Origin of the sequence: Streptomyces nogalater, assembly GCF_039532885.1 — a bacterium.
Classification (GTDB): domain Bacteria; phylum Actinomycetota; class Actinomycetes; order Streptomycetales; family Streptomycetaceae; genus Streptomyces; species Streptomyces nogalater.
Genome location: NZ_BAAASM010000001.1, coordinates 308,394 through 323,221 on the forward strand (window position 1 = coordinate 308,394; position 14,828 = coordinate 323,221).

The window sequence follows — 14,828 nt, forward strand, 5'->3', positions numbered from 1 at the left end:
TCACATGACAGTGCAAGAGCTGGACCTCGCAGGTATCACGGACTCCGGGCTGCGCGCCGACTACATCGCGAGCTCCCGGCTGTTCCGCAGGATCGGGCGGGGCCGCTTCCTCGGCCGCTACATGATGCACCCGGCCAAGCGGCCCTACTTCGACACCTTCTTCTCGTTCGTCTGCTACATCGACGACCTGGCCGACGACATCAACCTCAGCGTCGATGTCCGGGCTCGCCGGCTGGACGAGTGGCAGCGCACCTACATGGCCATCGCCAAGGGCGAGGAGCTGCCGAGCGAACACCCGCTGTCGCTGTCGGAGCAGACGGACGCCGCCCTCGCCCGCGCCCTGGTCCACACCCTGCGCACCTGGGACCTGCCCTACCTGCGCGTACCCGAGTTCGTCGACGGCCACCGCAAGGCCCTGACGACGTACGAGTACGCGAACGAGGAGGAGCTGGACGACTTCCTGGAGACGGTCACCCTGCTGCCCGCGATCTGGATCAACCAGATCTTCGAGCCGCTGACCGAGGACGCCGAGGAGCTGTGCCGGCACACCATCACGGCCTTCCAGCTGCTGGACTTCGTCTGGGACCTGCGCGAGGACCTGGACCTGGGCCGGCTGTACCTCCCGCTGGACCACCTGGCCCGCTTCGGCCTGACCCGCAGGGACCTCGACCGCCAGATCGGCAGCGGCTACATCAGCGACTCCCTGCGCGAGCTGATCCAGTTCGAGATCGACATCGCGCGGAGGCACATGGACGCCGGCCGGTCCTGGCCGCAGACGCTGCACCCGACGGCGCGGATCTTCATGGAGACCGACATCCAGACGCACGACTCCATGTTCCCGGAGCTGGTCAAGGACGACTACGCGTTCTTCAAGAACCCCCGGCGCGGCCTGGACTTCGTCTCGGGCCGGATGATCCCGCGCACGGCCAAGGCCATCGCCCGCGCCCGCACCGCCAACCAGCAGGCCACCCGCGCCGGTTACCGCATCCGGCCGCCGTACCGGGGCACCGGGGCATGACCCGCGGGGCGGTCCTGAGCGGCCTGGGCACCTGGCTCCCGCCGCAGGTGGTCACCAACGACATGCTCTCGTCGGAACTGGACACCTCCGACGAGTGGATCCGGACCCGCACCGGCATCGGCCGGCGGCACATCGCGTCGCCGGGCATGAGCACCGGGCACCTCGCCACCGAGGCGGCGCGCCGGGCGCTGAAGTCGGCCGGCACCGACCGCGTGGACGTGGTCGTCGTCGCCACGAGCACCCCGGACCGCCCCTGCCCCGCGACCGCCCCGGTGGTCGCCTCCGCGCTCGGGCTGACCGGGACCGGCGCCTTCGACGTGGCCGCGGTGTGCACGGGCTTCGTGTACGCGCTGGCCACCGCGGCGGGGCTGATCGCCGGCCGGGTCGCCGACAGCGCGCTGGTGATCGGGGCGGACACCTTCTCCACCATCCTCGACCCGGGGGACCGCACCACCCGGGTGATCTTCGGTGACGGCGCCGGCGCGGTCGTACTGCGCGCCGGCGACCAGGCCGAAGAGGGGGCCCTGCGCGGCTTCGACCTGGGCAGCGACGGCACGGGCGTGGACCTCATCACGGTGCCCGGCGGGGGCTCCGAACAGCGGCTGAGCGGAGCCGAACCGGCTCCGGGCGACGCGTACTTCCACATGGACGGCCCGCAGGTCTTCACCCGTGCCGTCCGGTACATGACCGGGTCGGTGCGCAAGGTCCTGGACGCCGCCGCGCTGGCTCCCGAGGACCTCGCCCACCTGGTCCCGCACCAGGCGAACGTCAGGATCCTCGACACCTGCGCCCGGGAACTGGGGCTGCCCACCGAGCGCGTGGTGAAGAACATCGACCGGGTCGGCAACACCGTGGCCGCCTCCATCCCGCTCGCGCTCGCCGCGGGTGCGGCCGACGGGCGGCTGCGGGCGGGCGACCCGGTGGTCCTCACCGGCTTCGGCGGCGGACTGACCTGGGGCTCGGCACTGCTCACCTGGCCCGGCGGCCTCACGGTGATCGACGGCTGACGGCACCCTCCACAGAGAGAGAATCATGAACACCATCGACCAGAACCTGAAGGCGCTGCTCGACGAGCGGTTCCCCCAGTCCACCGACCGCCTCTTCGAGGGCGCGTCGTTCAAAGACGCCGGCATGGACTCGATGGGGGTCGTCGAATTCATCGTGGCCCTGGAGCGGCAGTTCTCCACCCCGACGCTGAACGGCAACGAACTCGGCGCCGAGTCCACGCTCCAGGACGCGCGTGATCTGCTCACCTCGGTGGGCGTCGGCTGATGCCCCGGCCGCATCGGCTCACCCTCAACGAGCACCCGCTGCCGCCGCTCGACTCCGTCGCCGCCGAGATCGCCCGGCACGCCACCGCGGTCAACCGGTACCCGGAGTTCTATCCCGAGCGGCTGCGCGGGATCGTCGCCGACTGGCTGGGGCTGCCCGGTGAGCAGGTGGTGCTCGGCGCGGGCTCCGTGGGCGTCGCGCTGCAGGCGCTCCAGGCGGGTGTGTCCGCCGGCGGGGGGCTGGCATACGGATGGCGCAACTTCGATGCCTATCCCCTGCTCGCCGGCATGGTGGGGGCGCGCCGCATCGAGGTGCCCCTGCTGCCGGGCGGGCACCAGGACCTCGACGCGCTGGCGAAGGCGGTGCAGGACGCGGACGCGGTCATCGTGTGCAACCCGCACAACCCGACCGGCCGGCTGGTCCCCGGCGACGAGCTGAAGGAGTTCGTCGGCCGGGTCCCCGAGCACGTCCTGGTGGTCCTGGACGAGGCGTACATCGAGTTCGTCGCCCCCTCGGGCCGTACGGACTCGCTGCGCTGGATACGGGAGTTCCCGAACCTGCTGGTGCTGCGCACCTTCTCCAAGGCCTGGGGGCTGGCCGACATGCGCGTCGGGTACGGCGTGACGTCCCCGGAGTGGGCCGCGCGGATCCGCCGCCACCAGCTGCCGTACTCCCTCAGCACCCTGTCGGCGGTGGCGGTGGAGACCTCGCTGCGCGCCCGGCCGGAGCTTGAGGAGCGGATCGCCGTCATCGTCGGCGAGCGCGAGCGGCTGGCCGGCGGGCTGGCCCGCGGCGGCTGGGAGGTACTGCCGAGCCAGACCAACTTCCTGTGGCTGGACGAACCGGAGCGGACCGAGGAGATCCGTCTCGCCCTGGAGAGCGAGGGCGTGCAGGCCCGTGTCTACGCCGGCGAGGGCGTCCGCCTCACCGTCGGCGACACCGACGCCAACGACAGCGTGCTGCGCGCCCTGGTCTGACCCGCCCACACGTGAAGAGCCGCTGCCGACGGTCTCCCGCCGGCAGCGGCTCTTGTCGTGTGTCAGGACCCGGTCGTCACCAGCCGCCGCCCGGCGCGACGCGCCGTACGCCCGGCAGGGCCGCCTCCAGAACGGTGGGGAACCAGGCCGAGAAGCCGGTCTCGGCGCGCAGCGCGGCCAGCTCGCCGGGGGTCACGAACCGGTAGTCGTGGATCTCGGACGGGTCCGGCCGCGGAGTGTCCTCCACCAGGCCTACGAAGAGGTGGTTGTACTCCTTCTCCACCAGGCCGGAGATCTCGTCCGGGTGCTCGTAGGTGACCGTGCCGGCCGGCTCCAGCGGGATGCCGTGCAGGCCCAGTTCCTCGCCGACGCGGCGGGCCGCCGCCTCCCGGGCGGGCTCGTCCGGGTACGGGTGCCCGCAGCAGGTGTTGGACCACACGCCCGGCGAGTGGTACTTGGTCAGTGCCCGCTGCTGGAGCAGCATGCGTCCCTCGGCGTCGAACAGGAACACCGAGAAGGCCCGGTGCAGACGGCCGGGCGCCTGGTGTGCCGAGAGCTTCTCGGCGACACCGATCGTCCGGCCCTCCTCGTCGACGAGTTCGAGCAGGATCGGCTCCGTCGCGGGGCTGTCGGAGGTTTGCGTGGTCATCGGCTGGAGCCCACCCTGGGAGTCGTGGTGACGGGGAGCCGGGCCGGGCCGCGCAGCCACAGGCCGGGCTTCAGCGCCACCTCGTCGTCGTCCGGCTTGATCGAGGCACAGCGCGCCGCGAGACCGATCAGCGCCTCCTTGGCCATCAGCCGGGAGAGGTTGTCGCCGAGGCAGTAGTGGATACCGCGGCCGAACGACAGGTGCTTGCGGCCGTGCTTGCCGAGGGCCAGGGTGTCGGGGTTGTCGAAGGCCCGCTCGTCCCGGTTGGCCGCGGCCAGCATCAGCAGCACCACGGCACCGCGCTCCATGGTCTGTCCGTGCAGGGTGATCGGCTCGTTGACCACGCGCCAGGAGGCGTGCGTGGGCGGCTCCAGGCGCAGCACCTCGTCCAGCACGTCGTCGGCGAGGGAGGGGTCGGCGGCGAGCCGCTCCAGCACGTCCGGGTGCTCGGCCAGCATGACCGCGGCGTTGCCGATGAGGTTGGCGAAGGTGTCCAGGCCCGGCACGATGAGCAGCACGCACACCGCGGCGATCTGGTGGATCGTCAGGCCCTCGATGGTCTCGCCGGCCCGGGTCAGCTCGGTGATCAGGTCGGTGCCGTCCCCGCCCTCGCGCTCCCGGAGCACCTTGACGAAGTACTCGGTGCACTGCGCCACCGCGCGCTGGCAGGCGACCGCCACGTCCTCCGACGGAGCGGCGCCCAGCTCCAGGATGTGCGCGATCTCCGTCGACCAGGCGGCGAGGAGCTTCTGGTCCTCGCGGTCGATGCCCATCATGTCGCCGAGCACGCGCACGGGCAGCTGGGAGGCCAGCACCTCCATGACGTCGAACCGCTCGGGGAGGTCCGCCAGCAGTTCGTCCACGACCGTGGTGACCGACTTGATCAGCGCCTCCACCGCGGACGGGGTGAACGGCGCGGCGACGAGGTTGCGCAGCTTGGTGTGGTCCGGCGGGTCCAGCAGCCTGAAGAGGTTGGCGTCCCAGCCGTCCAGGCCGAGACCGAGGAACGGCGGCGGTTCCTCGTCGGGGCCGCCGCCGGCCACCTGGGCGAAGAACTGGGTGCCCCCGAGATCCTTGCCGAGCCGGCGGTCACGCAGCAGCGCCTCGACGTCCTCGTAGCGGCTGACCACCCAGGAGTTGAGCGGGCCCGCCAGGACGGGGTGCTGGTCCCGGAGTGTCGCGTAGACCGGATAGGGGTTCCGACGGAAACCGGGGTCGGTCGGATCGAAAGAGAATTCGGGCTCGGCAGGATCTGCCATCAGTGACTCCCCCATTATCACGCCGTGGGCGGCCCGCGCGGGCTTCTGGCCCCGGCTCAAGATCACGACAGTGTGATCATAGCGTCGATCCGGCGACAGCCGGATAACGGGTCGATAACCGCGGACACATCCCGTACACAAAAAGGCGGCCCCACGGACCGGGTCCGTGGGGCCGCCTTCGTGGCGTTCAGTAACGGCGGATCAGTGGTGGCCGTGGCCGCTCGTGATCTCCTTGTACTCCTCCGCCCTCGGCTTCGGGATCTGGGCGCCCTCGCCGTAGTAGGCGTTGGACAGCTTCGCCCGCAGCTTCTGCGAGGCCGGAACTTTGCGCTCGACGCCGTTGTCGTCGACCGTCGGGCCGATCTCGGCCGGCGCGTACTGCTCGTGCGCGGTGAGCGTGTGCAGCTGCTCCTGGCTGAGCGGCTCGTGCACCTCGATGAACTCACCGTGCGGCAGCCGCTTGATGATGCCGGTCTCGCGACCGTGCAGCACCTTGTCGCGGTCCCGGCGCTGCAGGCCGAGGCAGATCCGCTTGGTGACGATGTACGCGATGACCGGGCCGGCGAACAGGAAGACCCGGATGAACCAGGTCACGGCGTTGACCGAGAGGTGGAAGTGCGTCGCCCACAGGTCGTTGCCGCCACCCACCATGGCCATCGCGAAGAACGTCAGCCAGGCGACACCGAGAGCGGTGCGCGTCGGGGCGTTGCGCGGGCGGTCCAGGATGTGGTGCTCGCGCTTGTCGCCGGTGATCCAGGACTCGATGAACGGGTAGACCGCGATCGAGACCAGCATCAGACCGAAGACGATCAGCGGGATGAGCACACCGAGGACCAGCGTGTGGCCCGCGAAGTTGATCTCCCAGCCCGGCATCACACGCACGAAGCCCTCGGAGAAGCCCATGTACCAGTCGGGCTGGGCGCCGGTGGACACCTGGTCCGGACGGTAGGGACCCATCGCCCAGATCGGGTTGATCTGCGCGATGGCGGCCAGCATCGCCAGGACACCGAAGACCAGGAAGAAGAAGCCTCCGGCCTTGGCCATGTAGACCGGCAGCAGCGGCATGCCGACGACGTTCTTCTCGGTCTTGCCGGGACCCGCGAACTGCGTGTGCTTGTGGTAGAAGACCAGGATCAGGTGGGCCACCATCAGGCCCAGCATGATGCCCGGCAGCAGCAGGATGTGGATCGAGTAGAACCGGGCCACGAAGTCGTGGCCGGGGAACTCGCCGCCGAAGAGGAAGAACGAGATGTACGTGCCGACGATCGGCACGGACAGCACCAGGCCCTCGGCGATGCGCACACCGGTGCCGGAGAGCAGATCGTCCGGGAGCGAGTAACCGGTGAAGCCGGTGAACATGCCCAGGACGAACAGCAGGAAGCCGAACAGCCAGTTGACCTCACGCGGCTTGCGGAACGCGCCGGTGAAGAACACGCGCATCATGTGCACGAACATGCCCGCGAGGAACACGATCGCGCCCCAGTGGTGGATCTGCCGGATGAGCAGACCACCGCGCACGTCGAAGGAGATGTGCAGGGTCGAGTTGAACGCCTCGGACATCAGCTGTCCCTGGAGCGGGACGTAGCTGCCGTGGTACTCCACCTCGTTCATCGACGGGTGGAAGAACAGCGTCAGATAGACACCCGTCAGGATGATGATGATGAAGCTGTACATGCACACTTCGCCCAACATGAACGACCAGTGGTCGGGGAAGATCTTGCGCATGTTGGCCTTGGCCAGGGAGTAGATCCCGAGCCGGCCGTCGGCCCAGTCGGCGACGCGCTCGCCGGCCGGTGCCTTCCCGCGAGAGCGGCCCGCCGCGGCGGCGGATGAAGGCGTTTCGTTCGGTGCAGTACTCATCCGCGCTCCCAGAAAGCAGGACCGACGGGCTCCTCGAAGTCGCCGAGCGCCTGGAGGTAACCCTCACTGTCCACGCCGATCCGCAGCTGCGGCAGAGCGTGGCCGGCGGGGCCGAAGATCACTCGGGCGCCGTCGGTGAGGTCGAAGGTGGACTGGTGGCACGGGCACAGCACGTGGTGCGTCTGCTGCTCGTACAGCGAGATCGGGCAGCCCACGTGGGTGCAGATCTTCGAGTACGCGACGATGCCCTGGTGCGACCAGTCGAGCTCGCGCTTGTCCTTGATGTCGTTCGGCTGGAGCCGGACGATCATCAGGGCCGCCTTGGCGATCTCGTTCTGGAAGTCCTCGTCGTGCTCCGACATACCGTCGGGCATGGCGAAGGTCAGCGAGCCGACGGCCACGTCCTCGGGACGCAGCGGCTGGTTGGTGTTCATGTTGACCAGGCGCTTGCCCTTGGCCCACATCGTGTGCCGCAGCTTCGTCTTCGGCGCCGGACCCAGACCGCCCAGCAGCATCACGCCGGAGAGCGGCACCAGCGCCATCGCGCCGAACATGGTGTTGCGGATCAGCTTGCGACGGCCGAAGCCGGACTCCGCGGCACCCTGGCGGAAGTCCGCGTGGACCTTCGCCCGCACCTCCGGCGCCGCCTCGATCGGGTGCCGGTCGTCGGCGACCTCCACGTCCGACATCAGCGTGCGGGCCCAGTGGACCGCGCCCGCGCCGATGCAGAACAGCGCCACACCCAGCGTCAGCCCCAGCGCGAAGTTCATCGCGCTCAGGTGCCCGATCGGGAAGACGAAGATCGACTTGTCGTTCGGGATCGCCAGGTACGAGACGATGAAGCCGATGGTGGCCAGCATCGACACCGTGAACAGGAACGCCACCGCGCGCTCGGACCGCTTCGCGGCCCGCTCGTCGATGTCCTGGATCCGGTGCTCGTGCGGCGGCAGCCCCGGGTCCGCGAACGGGTTCTCCTCGTCCGCGGTCGCTACCGCGCCGTGCGCGTGGTCCTGCTCAGCGGGCAGGTTCTCTTCAGGAATGTCTTGGCTACTCATGACTTCTTGGCCTTTGCGGTCCGAGCGGCGACCCAGACGGCGACCGCGATCAGCGTGCCGAGGCCGAAGATCCAGCCGAACAGACCCTCACTGACCGGCCCGAGGCCGCCCAGCTCCAGACCACCCGGGTTCTCCGTCTTGTCGCCGTTGACCGCGTTCAGGTACGCGATGATGTCCTTCTTGTTCTTCTCCGACATCGTGGTGTCGGGGAAGGACGGCATGTTCTGCGGGCCGGTCTGCATGGCCTCGTAGATGTGCTTCGGAGCGACACCCTCCAGCGTCGGGGCGAACTTGCCCTTGGTCAGGGCACCGCCCTTGCCGGTGAAGTTGTGGCACTGCGCGCAGTTGGTGCGGAACAGCTCGCCACCCTTGGCGATGTCCGCGCCGCCGGGGCCGTACTGCTGCTTGGTGGGCACGCTCGGGCCGGCGCCCAGCGACGCGACGTACGCGGCGAGCTGGTCGATCTGGGCCTGCGTGTAGGTGGGCTTCTTGCGCGGGACCTGGGCGCCCTGCGAGGTCGCGGCGGGCATACGGCCGGTGCCGACCTGGAAGTCGACGGCCGCGGCGCCGACGCCGACGAGGCTCGGGCCGTCGGAGGAGCCCTGGCCACCGGTGCCGTGGCAGCTGGCGCAGCCGACCTCGTAGAGCTTCTTGCCCTCCTTGATGGTCAGGGACTGGGAGGATTCATCGGCCTGCGCCTTGCCCGCAGGCGCGAACGCGGCGTACAGCCCCCCAGTGGCCGCCAGCGCGAGGAGTAGGACGACGACCGCCGCCAGCGGATGGCGTCGTCGTGCGGAGAGCTTTTTCACGGATTACCCCGGTGTCAGGATCTTCTGCGTCGGTGCTTCTGGATGTGCGGGAGCGATCCCGGCTACTTGATCAGGTAGATCGTGGCGAAGAGGCCGATCCAGACGACATCGACGAAGTGCCAGTAGTAGGACACGACGATGGCGGCGGTCGCCTGCTCGTGGGTGAACCTCTTGGCCATGTAGGTACGGCCGAGGACCAGCAGGAAGGCGATGAGGCCGCCCGTCACGTGCAGGCCGTGGAAGCCGGTGGTCAGGTAGAACACCGAGCCGTACGGGTCCGAGGACAGCGAGATGCCGTCCTTCTTCACCAGCTCGGTGTACTCGTAGATCTGACCGCCGATGAAGATCGCACCCATGATGAAGGTGAGGATGAACCAGCCACGGAGCTTCTTCACATCGCCGCGCTCGGCCGCGAACACGCCGAGCTGGCAGGTGAGGGAGGAGAGCACCAGGATCGTGGTGTTCGTCGCGGAGAAGGGCACGTTGAGCGCGTGCGCCATCTCCTTCCAGTGATCCGGTCCGGTCACCGACCGGAGGGTGAAGTACATCGCGAAGAGGGCCGCGAAGAACATCAGCTCGGAACTCAGCCAGATGATGGTTCCGACGCTGGTGAGGTTCGGCCGATTGACCGACGGGTGCGCGTGCCCGGTTTCTACTGTCGTTGCTGTCGCCACGACCGACATTATGTCGGTCGCTTATCTCGCGCTCACTCCGGGGGGTGCCGTTCGGAGTGTTGCCGCCCGCCGAACCGGTGCTGACGTGGTGTTCGGGGGAGTAACATCCGCCCAGACGGCCCTGCCCGTCCCGTCCGTACGACGCCGACGTCCCGGAGGAACAATGCAGCCGACCGCCACGGTGCTGGTCTATAGCGACGACTCCACCACTCGCGAGCAAGTACGGCTGGCCGCGGGGCGCCGGCCCGCCCCGGACGTCCCCTTGGTGGAGTTCGTGGAGTGCGCGACCCCGGACGCGGTGGTGCGGGAGCTGGACAAGGGGGGCATCGACGTCTGCGTGCTGGACGGCGAGGCCGTGCCGATGGGCGGCATGGGCGTGTGCCGGCAGATCAAGGACGAGGTGTTCGGCTGCCCGCCGGTGCTGCTGCTCATGGGGCGGCCGCAGGACGCGTGGCTGGCCACGTGGAGCCGTGCGGACGCGGCGGTGACGCTGCCGGTGGATCCGGTGGAGTTCGCCTCCGCGCTGGCCTCTCTGCTGCGCCAGAAGAGGCTTGTGGGCGCGTAGGGGGCCGGGAGCGCCCAAGAAGCCCGGGGCGCGAAGGAGCGTGCGCGACCGCCGGTTCGTCGTGGCTTGTCGCGCCGTTCCCCGCCCCCCTTTCGGGGCGCTTACGCGGCCCTCGGCTGGAGGCGTACCGCTTCCGCCGGTGCCGGGCCGTCCGGGGTCTTGGTCGTCAGGGCGCTGCCCGTGCGCCACTTCTCCCAGTCGACGTTCCAGTCCCCGAAGCCGTTGCCGAAGGGTTCCATGGTCTGGCCCTGGGAGTTGACGACCTTGACGATGTCGCCCTCGCGGATGTTGTCGTAGAGCCATTCGGCGTTGGCCGTGTTCATCCCGACGCAGCCGTGGCTGACGTTCTCGTAGCCCTGGGAGCCGACGGACCAGGGGGCGGCGTGGACGTACTCGCCGGACCAGGTGACCCGGGTGGCGTAGTACACCGGCAGGTCGTAGGAGTCCGAGGTGCCCTCGGCGATGCCGACGGTGGTGCCGCGCATCCGTACGAAGTACTGCTTCTCCAGCACGACCTTGACGCCGTTGCGGGTCTCGAAGCCGGGCTTGCCGGCGGTGACCGGGATCTGCTCGACGGGCTCACCGTTCTTGTAGTACGTCAGCTGGTGCGCGGCGGCGTCCGTGACGACCTCGACCCGGTCCCCCGTGGTGATCTTCAGCGGCTTGGTCTTCCCGCCCCACAGCCGGTCGCCCACGCGGACGCCGTCCAGGTTGCTGTGCGCCCGGATGGTCGCATGGGCCGGCCAGTACTCCTTGGGCCGGTAATGGAGTTCCTTGTCGTTCACCCAGTACCAGGAGCCCGGCACGGCCGGCGCGGACTCCACCCGCAGCCCCCGCTCCACGATGGCGCGCTGCGCCTTGCCCTTGACCGCCTGGTCCAGTTGGGCCGTGATGGGCTGCCCGACGCCGTAGGTGCCCGTGCCCGGCCCGAAGGTGACGCCCAGGCGCTTGTTGCCGGCGGGCTTGCTGGTGTCGAACGCGAGGGTCTTGCGGCCGGGGGCGCCGTCCTCGTCCTCGGTGCTCACCGTGACCGTGTAGTGGGCGTCCGCGGCCAGCGGGGAGGTGCTGTGCCACCGGCTGCCGTCGGCGGCCAGTTCGCCCGTCACATAACGCCCTGTGGAGTCCCGGGCGGTGACGTCCGTGATCCGGCCCTCACCGCTGTTGGCGGTGACCTCCAGGGGCTTGTCCGGGTCGGCTCGCTTGCCCGCTTCGGTGGGGCCGTTGAAGGAGATCAGGTCCGCTGCGTCGTACGGCCTGGCCGACAGGGGGTTGCCGTCCGAACCGCAAGCGGTGACGCCCGCACCGAGGGCGGTCACCAGCAGGGTGCAGCCGACGACGGTACGGGTCCGCGCAATGTGGTTCATATGATGACGCTATGAGATGAAGTGACTACCGGCACGGTGGGTCACTCATCCGAGCGAACGGTGCTCCGGCAAACGAGTGGAGCCCGGACCCTCCGTGAGGAAGGTCCGGGCTCCCGGTGCGTCCGGCGCCCTACTGGGTCCGGTTCTCACCGTGGTAGTACTCGAACACCCAGCCGAACAGACCGATCAGGATGAACGGGGCGGAGAAGTAGATCAGCCACCAGCCGACCGCGATGCTGAGGAAGGCGATCGCACCGCCGAAGCCCAGCATGAGCGGCTGCCAGCTGTGCGGGCTGAAGAAGCCCAGCTCGCCCGCGTCGTCCGCGACGTCGGCCTCCTTGTCGTCCTGGGCGCCCGCGTCGACCCGCCGGGCGGTGAAGCCCAGGTAGAAGCCGATCATGACGGCCAGGCCGAAGGCCAGGAAGAGCGCGGTGGTACCGGCCGGCTCCTTCGACCACACGCCATACACGATGGCCATGATCAGAATGAAGACGCTCAGCCAGATGAACATCCGACCCTGGATCTTCACTTGCCGGCCTCCTTGCTGCCCGCGACGGCGGTGCCGTGACCGGCGTGCTCAAGCTGTTCGAGCGCGGCGATCTCGGGGTGGTGCAGATCGAACGCCGGGGATTCGCTGCGGATCCGCGGCAGGGTGAGGAAGTTGTGCCGCGGCGGCGGGCAGGAGGTCGCCCACTCCAGCGAGCGGCCGTAGCCCCACGGGTCGTCCACACCGACCGGCTTGCCGTACTTGGCCGTCTTCCACACGTTGTAGAGGAACGGCAGGATCGACAGGCCGAGCAGGAAGGAGCTGATGGTCGACACCGTGTTCAGCGCGGTGAAGCCGTCGGCGTTCAGGTAGTCGGCGTACCGGCGCGGCATGCCCTCGGCGCCCAGCCAGTGCTGGACCAGGAAGGTGCCGTGGAAGCCGATGAACAGCGTCCAGAAGGTGATCTTGCCGAGACGCTCGTCCAGCATCTTGCCGGTCCACTTCGGCCACCAGAAGTGGAAGCCGGAGAACATGGCGAAGACGACCGTACCGAAGACCACGTAGTGGAAGTGGGCCACCACGAAGTACGAGTCGGAGACGTGGAAGTCCATGGGCGGCGAGGCCAGGATGACACCGGTCAGACCACCGAACGTGAAGGTGATCAGGAAGCCGGTGGCCCAGAGCATCGGCGTCTCGAAGGAGAGCGAGCCCTTCCACATCGTGCCGATCCAGTTGAAGAACTTCACACCGGTCGGCACGGCGATCAGGAAGGTCATGAAGGAGAAGAACGGCAGCAGCACCCCGCCGGTGACGTACATGTGGTGGGCCCACACGGTCACGGACAGACCGGCGATCGCGATCGTCGCGGCGATCAGACCCATGTAGCCGAACATCGGCTTACGGGAGAACACCGGAATGACTTCGGAGATGATGCCGAAGAACGGCAGGGCGATGATGTACACCTCTGGGTGTCCGAAGAACCAGAAGAGGTGTTGCCACAGCAGTGCGCCGCCGTTGGCCGCGTCGAAGATGTGGGCGCCGAACTTCCGGTCCGCCTCCAGGGCGAACAGCGCGGCGGCCAGCACCGGGAAGGCCAGCAGGACCAGCACACCGGTCAGCAGCACGTTCCACACGAAGATCGGCATGCGGAACATCGTCATGCCGGGAGCGCGCATGCAGATGATCGTGGTGATGAAGTTGACCGAGCCGAGGATCGTGCCGAAGCCGGAGAAGGCCAGACCCATGATCCACATGTCGGCGCCGACGCCCGGCGAGCGGACCGCGTCCGACAGCGGGGAGTAGGCGAACCAGCCGAAGTCGGCCGCACCCTGCGGGGTGAGGAAGCCGGCCACCGCGATGAGGGAGCCGAACAGGTAGAGCCAGTAGGCGAACATGTTCAGCCGCGGGAACGCCACGTCGGGCGCGCCGATCTGCAGCGGCATGATCCAGTTGGCGAAACCGGCGAACAGCGGCGTCGCGAACATCAGCAGCATGATCGTGCCGTGCATCGTGAACGCCTGGTTGAACTGCTCGTTCGACATGATCTGCAGACCCGGCCGGGCCAGCTCGGCGCGCATGACGAGCGCCATCACGCCACCGATCAGGAAGAACGCGAAAGACGTCGCCAGGTACAGCGTGCCGATCGTCTTGTGGTCGGTGGTCGTCAGCCACTTGACGACGACTTCACCGCGGCGCTGGCGCCGGACCGGCAGCTCGTCCTCGTAGTGGGACCCTGCTGCCGCGGCACCCTGGGGTTCGTTGAGGATGCTCACAGGTTGTTCGTCTCCCGGTTCTTCTCGTGGCTCGTCTGCGCGATGCCGGCGGGAATGTAACCGGTCTGCCCCTTCTTGGCGAGGTCCTTGAGGTGCTGCTCGTAACGCTCGGGGGAGACGACCTTCACGTTGAACAGCATCCGGGAGTGGTCGACGCCGCAGAGCTCGGCGCACTTGCCGAGGAAGGTGCCCTCCTTGTTGGGGGTCACCTGGAAGGCGTTGGTGTGGCCCGGGATGACGTCCTGCTTCATGAGGAACGGCACCACCCAGAAGGAGTGGATGACGTCACGCGAGGTCAGGACGAAGCGGACCGTCTTGCCCTTGGGAAGCCAGAGCGTCGGACCGGGGTTGTTCGTCTGCGGGTTCCGCGTGCCGGGCGTGCCGACGTCGTAGACGCCGCCGGCGTTCGCCGGGAAGTCCTTCTTGAACCGGTCCGGAATGGCGTCCAGGTTCTTGTCGGTCTTGGCATCGCCGGTGGCACCGGGGACGTTCTCGATGTAGTTGAAGCCCCAGCTCCACTGGAAACCGACCACGTTGACCGTGACGTCGGGCTTCTTGGAGGTGTCCAGGAGCTTCGACTCGTCCCGGGCCGTGAAGTAGAAGAGCACCGAGATGATGATGATCGGGACCACTGTGTACAGGGCCTCGATCGGCATGTTGTATCGCGTCTGCGGAGGAACCTCGACCTTGGTGCGGCTGCGCCGGTGGAAGAAAGCACTCCACAGGATCAGGCCCCACACCAGCACGCCGACGGCGAGCGCGGCAGCCCAGGAGCCCTGCCACAGGGAGAGGATCCGCGGAGCCTCTTCCGTGGTCGGGGTGGGCATGCCAAGGCGGGGGAAGTCCTTGTATGTGCAACCGGTTGCGGTCGCCAGGACCAGGCCCGCGGTCAGTGCCTGCAGCAGCTTCCGCCGCATCGGGCGCCGCGGCGAGCGGTCGGAGCCGTTGGGACTCACGTAGCGCCTTCCCGAGAGTCTCGCCCGCGCGGTCGGCTGCGGCCTTCTCGCTGGTCGGTCGCCGCCCTGCGTCGGGCAGGGGTTTGGATGTTTATGCGGACCAAACCCTAG

At 68.5% G+C, this 14,828-nt stretch carries 15 protein-coding genes; 5 read left to right on the forward strand and 10 right to left on the reverse strand.

Going from position 1 to position 14,828, the window contains the following annotated elements; genetic code table 11:
* The first annotated feature begins 4 nt into the window (after positions 1-4).
* Genes ABD350_RS01405 through ABD350_RS01420 form a run of 4 tightly spaced genes read left to right on the forward strand, consistent with a single transcriptional unit; the run spans position 5 to position 3,267 of the window.
* Positions 5-1,018 (forward strand): phytoene/squalene synthase family protein, encoded by a 1,014-nt coding sequence (locus ABD350_RS01405; protein WP_344345547.1) that lies wholly within the window; start codon positions 5-7, stop codon positions 1,016-1,018.
* A complete protein-coding gene (locus ABD350_RS01410; RefSeq protein WP_344345549.1) occupies positions 1,015-2,025 on the forward strand; it encodes a beta-ketoacyl-ACP synthase III in 1,011 nt (336 codons plus the stop codon). The genes ABD350_RS01405 and ABD350_RS01410 overlap by 4 nt, the downstream gene beginning before the upstream one ends.
* Before the next feature lie 25 nt (positions 2,026-2,050).
* Positions 2,051-2,290, forward strand: a complete 240-nt coding sequence (locus ABD350_RS01415) for an acyl carrier protein (protein WP_344345551.1) — start codon at positions 2,051-2,053, stop codon at positions 2,288-2,290.
* A complete protein-coding gene (locus ABD350_RS01420) occupies positions 2,290-3,267 on the forward strand; it encodes an aminotransferase class I/II-fold pyridoxal phosphate-dependent enzyme (RefSeq protein WP_344345553.1) in 978 nt (325 codons plus the stop codon). Before ABD350_RS01415 ends, ABD350_RS01420 begins: the two co-directional genes overlap by 1 nt.
* A 76-nt stretch (positions 3,268-3,343) precedes the next feature.
* Here ABD350_RS01420 and idi read toward each other — a convergent pair whose 3' ends face one another.
* From idi to ctaE, 6 genes are all read right to left on the reverse strand, one after another.
* Positions 3,344-3,916: an isopentenyl-diphosphate Delta-isomerase gene (idi, locus tag ABD350_RS01425; protein ID WP_344345555.1), complete on the reverse strand. Its 573-nt coding sequence runs from the start codon at positions 3,914-3,916 to the stop codon at positions 3,344-3,346.
* Entirely contained in the window at positions 3,913-5,175 is a 1,263-nt protein-coding gene (locus ABD350_RS01430; protein ID WP_344345557.1) for a cytochrome P450, read from the reverse strand. The genes idi and ABD350_RS01430 overlap by 4 nt, the downstream gene beginning before the upstream one ends.
* Before the next feature lie 201 nt (positions 5,176-5,376).
* Positions 5,377-7,035: a cytochrome bc1 complex cytochrome b subunit gene (gene qcrB, locus ABD350_RS01435; RefSeq protein WP_344345559.1), complete on the reverse strand. Its 1,659-nt coding sequence runs from the start codon at positions 7,033-7,035 to the stop codon at positions 5,377-5,379.
* Entirely contained in the window at positions 7,032-8,090 is a 1,059-nt protein-coding gene (gene qcrA, locus ABD350_RS01440) for a cytochrome bc1 complex Rieske iron-sulfur subunit (RefSeq protein WP_344345561.1), read from the reverse strand. Before qcrA ends, qcrB begins: the two co-directional genes overlap by 4 nt.
* Positions 8,087-8,899: a cytochrome bc1 complex diheme cytochrome c subunit gene (gene qcrC / locus ABD350_RS01445; RefSeq protein WP_344345563.1), complete on the reverse strand. Its 813-nt coding sequence runs from the start codon at positions 8,897-8,899 to the stop codon at positions 8,087-8,089. Before qcrC ends, qcrA begins: the two co-directional genes overlap by 4 nt.
* A 62-nt stretch (positions 8,900-8,961) precedes the next feature.
* Complete coding sequence (ctaE, locus tag ABD350_RS01450; protein WP_030616646.1) at positions 8,962-9,582, reverse strand: aa3-type cytochrome oxidase subunit III; 621 nt, start codon at positions 9,580-9,582, stop codon at positions 8,962-8,964.
* 154 nt (positions 9,583-9,736) lie between these two features.
* Here ctaE and ABD350_RS01455 point away from each other — a divergent pair, with 154 nt between their 5' ends.
* Entirely contained in the window at positions 9,737-10,138 is a 402-nt protein-coding gene (locus ABD350_RS01455; protein ID WP_344345566.1) for a response regulator, read from the forward strand.
* A 101-nt stretch (positions 10,139-10,239) separates the two neighbouring features.
* Here the strand turns inward: ABD350_RS01455 and ABD350_RS01460 are convergent, their stop codons facing one another.
* The 4 genes from ABD350_RS01460 to ctaC form a co-directional block, all read right to left on the reverse strand.
* Complete coding sequence (locus ABD350_RS01460; RefSeq protein ID WP_344345568.1) at positions 10,240-11,502, reverse strand: L,D-transpeptidase; 1,263 nt, start codon at positions 11,500-11,502, stop codon at positions 10,240-10,242.
* A 130-nt stretch (positions 11,503-11,632) separates the two neighbouring features.
* A complete protein-coding gene (locus tag ABD350_RS01465) occupies positions 11,633-12,031 on the reverse strand; it encodes a cytochrome c oxidase subunit 4 (protein WP_030616654.1) in 399 nt (132 codons plus the stop codon).
* On the reverse strand, positions 12,028-13,761 hold the full coding sequence (gene ctaD / locus ABD350_RS01470; RefSeq protein WP_344345571.1) for an aa3-type cytochrome oxidase subunit I: 1,734 nt from the start codon (positions 13,759-13,761) through the stop codon (positions 12,028-12,030). The genes ABD350_RS01465 and ctaD overlap by 4 nt, the downstream gene beginning before the upstream one ends.
* On the reverse strand, positions 13,758-14,717 hold the full coding sequence (gene ctaC, locus ABD350_RS01475; RefSeq protein ID WP_344345573.1) for an aa3-type cytochrome oxidase subunit II: 960 nt from the start codon (positions 14,715-14,717) through the stop codon (positions 13,758-13,760). The genes ctaD and ctaC overlap by 4 nt, the downstream gene beginning before the upstream one ends.
* Positions 14,718-14,828 lie beyond the last annotated feature (111 nt).